General features: G+C 31.2%; 4 protein-coding genes and 1 pseudogene. 3 read left to right on the top strand and 2 right to left on the bottom strand.

Annotated features, from left to right (window positions below; genetic code table 11):
- Positions 1-89: 89 nt before the first annotated feature.
- From RWN11_RS08290 to RWN11_RS07490, 3 genes and pseudogenes are all read left to right on the top strand, one after another.
- A pseudogene (locus RWN11_RS08290) lies at positions 90-314 on the top strand (DUF5011 domain-containing protein); the annotation flags it as partial.
- Positions 315-326: 12 nt separating this feature from the next.
- Entirely contained in the window at positions 327-551 is a 225-nt protein-coding gene (locus RWN11_RS08285) for an immunoglobulin-like domain-containing protein (RefSeq protein WP_399536206.1), read from the top strand.
- Positions 552-729: 178 nt separating this feature from the next.
- Entirely contained in the window at positions 730-1,230 is a 501-nt protein-coding gene (locus RWN11_RS07490) for a universal stress protein (RefSeq protein WP_314161105.1), read from the top strand.
- A gap of 189 nt (positions 1,231-1,419) precedes the next feature.
- Here RWN11_RS07490 and RWN11_RS07485 read toward each other — a convergent pair whose 3' ends face one another.
- Together RWN11_RS07485 and RWN11_RS07480 are read right to left on the bottom strand one after the other, a co-directional pair.
- Positions 1,420-2,493, bottom strand: coding sequence for an alanine racemase (locus RWN11_RS07485; RefSeq protein WP_314161104.1), 1,074 nt, complete (start codon positions 2,491-2,493; stop codon positions 1,420-1,422).
- Between the two features lie 86 nt (positions 2,494-2,579).
- The gene (locus RWN11_RS07480; protein WP_314161103.1) at positions 2,580-3,737 is read right to left on the bottom strand and encodes a M20 family metallopeptidase; all 1,158 of its coding nucleotides are present in this window, start codon (positions 3,735-3,737) and stop codon (positions 2,580-2,582) included.
- Between the last annotated feature and the right edge of the window lie 38 nt (positions 3,738-3,775).

Below are 3,775 nucleotides of genomic sequence, written 5' to 3'. Positions count from 1 at the left end.
TGGCTCAAAATGATAAAAATGTTGTTACTGAAGATAAAGTAACATTTAGATTATGCGATGATTGTCTTGGTGTTAATCTTAAAACTTTAATCCCAAAATTGAAAAAGAAAGCACCTAATGCTGAATTTATCATAGGATGTCAGTCTTATTGTGGACCTGGAAGAACTCAAACCTTTACCCTTGTTAATAGTAGAATTTGTATTGCCGATACTGAAGTCGAACTAATGCCTTTAGTTGATGAAAAACTTAGAGATCGCATGAGTGCAGAAGATGAAGAAAAATACAGAAAACGTCTTGAGCGTCGTCTTGAGCGTACTTTTTACTTTATTATTCCTGAGAATACTACTATTAAAGTAGGAGAAAAGGTAGATTTAGGTAAAGAAGGAATAATTGCTCGTAAAGCTGGGCAATCTTATCTTGATGATCTTATTATCGAAGGCGAAGTAGATAATACTAAGCCAGGAATTTATGAACTAGTATATAGAGTAACAATAGATGATAAAGAACACAAGAGAAAAAGGCTTATCACTGTGATTGATGAAAACGTATAATCAACATTCATAAAATTAAAAAAATTAAACCTATAGGAAAATACAGAGTTGTATAGTCTTGTAGGTTTTTCTTTACTTTATTTTTAAAAATTAATACTGTTTTTATGAAAATAGCGTTTACTTTTTTTGTAAATGTGATATAATATAAGTAAAGAAATAGAAATCGGAGGTTCTGATCATGGAAAACAAATATTCTAAAATTTTAGTCGCAGTAGACGGTTCTAAACAAGCTGAGTGGGCATTTACAAATGCTGTAGCTATAGCATTAAGAAATGAGGATGCGGAATTATACATCGCTTCTGTTATTGATGCGACAATCGCAACTTCTGGTCTATCAGATCCATATATTTTTAACTCATTCTATAAACGTACTAAAGAATTAGTTGATAGTTATGTGGATTCTGCTAAAGAAGCTGGCCTAACTAAAGTATTCGGTATCGTTGAACAAGGTATTCCTAAAATTGTTCTTAGCGAAGACATCGTTGACGAAAAAGGTATTGACCTTGTAGTTTGTGGATCTTCAGGATTAACTGGATTCAAACGTATGCTTATGGGATCAGTTTCTGAAGGTATCGTTAGATATGCTAAATCTGACGTAATCGTTATTAAACAAAGTTCTATCCCTCAAGATTTTGAAGCGAAAATTGCTAAAAAATTCCAAGAAGAACAAGAAAAATAAGAATAAGTATCTCTAATATATTTAGATTAATATTTATTAATTTAAATTCATTTAAAATTTTTCCTTTTTTTTAAAGAAGTGACTCATGTTTATCATGAATCACTTCTTTCTTTTAATTACTCCTGAAATTTACAAATATGAAATAGGGAGTGACTCTACAAAACTAATTTCTGAGTCACCTCCTTATTTTTAATATATCTTTTTTACTTTTAAACTATTATAATTCAAAGCTGCAAGTTGGACAGAATTCGGTCCAAAGTACTTAGTATAATCATGAAGTTGTTGTTTGTCATCATAAATATAAACTCTATCACCTATTTGTTCTTCTTCAGCTATTTCAACAACTAAATGACTCATCATAGTTGAGTAAATATTTCTTTCTTTACCATTAATTATACAAGTTTTTCCTTTTAATCTATCTCTAAGTATCCCATCACCATAGCCAATATTAACAATTCCTACTTTTTTATTAGCATCAGCTATATAAGAATTACAATACCCTATGCATTCACCTTTATTCAAGGTTACTATATTAATTATTTCACCGTAAACAGTAATTGGATTCTTAATAACTAAATTTTTTAAAGTAACTGGATTTTCCTTCACATCATAAGGCATAGCTCCATAAAGAATAATCCCTAGTCTCTGATGTGTTGTTTTGTCGAAAGCACCATCACGTAAAAATGAAGCACTATTTTGCAAATGAACTACTTCAAAATTATAAACTTTCTGCGCCTCAGCAAGAACTGCTAGCACCAATTCTTTTTCTTTTTCATAGAAACCATCAAACTCATCCGCAAATGAAAAATGAGACCAAAATCCTTTTAATTTTAGATGATTTTCTTTACAGAAACCTATGATTTCAAGTACTTCTTCCAGATTTTTCGCTCCAGCTCGTCTCATACTTCCAGCGAATTCCAACTGCAACGTTAAATCTTTCAGTCTTTCAATATTTTCTTTTAAATATTCAAGACTCGCTATATTTATCTCGATATTGTATTCTCTTGCTAATGCAAAGTCATAAGTTGGATTTAAAAGAAAGATATTAGCATCTTTTCCTAATGTTTCTCTTATTACTTTACACTCTTCCTCTTTTGTCGTAGCAAAATAATTAATTCCTACTTCTGAGTATAATTTTACACATTCTCTTAAATCTAAATTGTACGCATTATTTTTAACTACGGCTATAATATCCTGTGCTTGTTCTTTTAAATTTATTGCATTTTGTCGTATATTATTGTAATTTAACTCAATTGTTGCCATAAAGATCCTTTCTCAATTAAACGGGAGTGACTCAAAAATCGCGATTTTTAAATCACTCCCGTTTATCTCACTAAAAAATCAAAAAATTACTTATTATAATATTTCAATATTCCAAGGTAATATTGAACCCCTACTTTTAGTATTTTTTCATCAAAGTTGAAAGTTGGTGTATGTAATCCCGAAACATAGTTTTTCTCTTCGTTTCTTAAACCTAAAAAGCTATAGTTTATAGGAGAAAGTCTACTAAAGAATGAGAAATCTTCTCCATATAGATAAGCTTCTTCTAATTCAATATAGTCAATACTTTCTTTTTCTATGACTTCTTTAATTACTTGATATGGAACCTCATCGTTAATTACCGCTGGATATCCTTCAGCAAAATCAACACGAATACTTGCTCCAGTAAGATGCTCAAGTCCTACACGCGTATTTTCAATCGCAGCTTTGATTGTCGCCAAATCTTCCATACTGTATGTTCTAATCGTTCCTTCCAAATATGCATTCTCAGCAACGACATTCATCGCATCCCCACCGTACATTTTACCGATATGAATAATATTGGTATTGCGTGCTTTAGTATGTAATGCATTAAGCTTTAACATCTCTTGGAAGAACATTGTAGCCACGTTAAGAGCATCGATTCCAGTATTTTTTAAACCAACGTGAGCTGCACGCCCTTTGATATAAATTCTATATTCATTAGCACTAGCCATAATTTCTTTTGGTTTAGAAACTATATGCCCTTCAGGATAATCCGGATTCATATGCAGGGCATAACTTGCTAAAATGTTATATGGTGCAAAATCAAAATCATTGATTAATAAATTTCCACCTCCAAAAGTTTCTTCCGCAGGTTGAAATACAAAGATACTATTTACCTTAGTATCGTTACTCTTATAATAATCAGCCGCTTCTATAACACTTCCTAAAAGCATAGTCGTGTGTCCATCATGTCCGCAAGCATGCATTACTCCATCATTTTTTGATTTAAAATCAACATCATTTTCCTCTGAAATAGGAAGTGCGTCAATATCAGCTCTAAATAATATCGTATCCTTAGTTTCTAAGCTTGCTTTAAAAATCACTACTAACCCTGTCTCAAGAGTTTCTTGATATTCTATACCGTATTCTTTTAAGATACTAGCGATAAATTCTTTAGTTTTATGCTCTTCCAATGATAACTCTGGATTTTGGTGCAGATGTCTACGCCATGATGTTAAATTCTCTTCAGTAATTACTTTCATCTTCTCTTCCTACTTTATTATAAGTTTCTTAATTCTGC

It is taken from the genome of uncultured Gemella sp. (assembly GCF_963519265.1).
GTDB lineage: Bacteria > Bacillota > Bacilli > Staphylococcales > Gemellaceae > Gemella.
This window is presented reverse-complemented; position numbering and strand designations above follow the sequence as displayed.

Coding starts and splice junctions, on each gene's coding strand:
- RWN11_RS07490 (WP_314161105.1), top strand. CDS start 730: ATGGAAAACAAATATTCTAAAATTTTAGTCGCAGTAGACGGTTCTAAA.
- RWN11_RS07485 (WP_314161104.1), bottom strand. CDS start 2,493: ATGGCAACAATTGAGTTAAATTACAATAATATACGACAAAATGCAATA.
- RWN11_RS07480 (WP_314161103.1), bottom strand. CDS start 3,737: ATGAAAGTAATTACTGAAGAGAATTTAACATCATGGCGTAGACATCTG.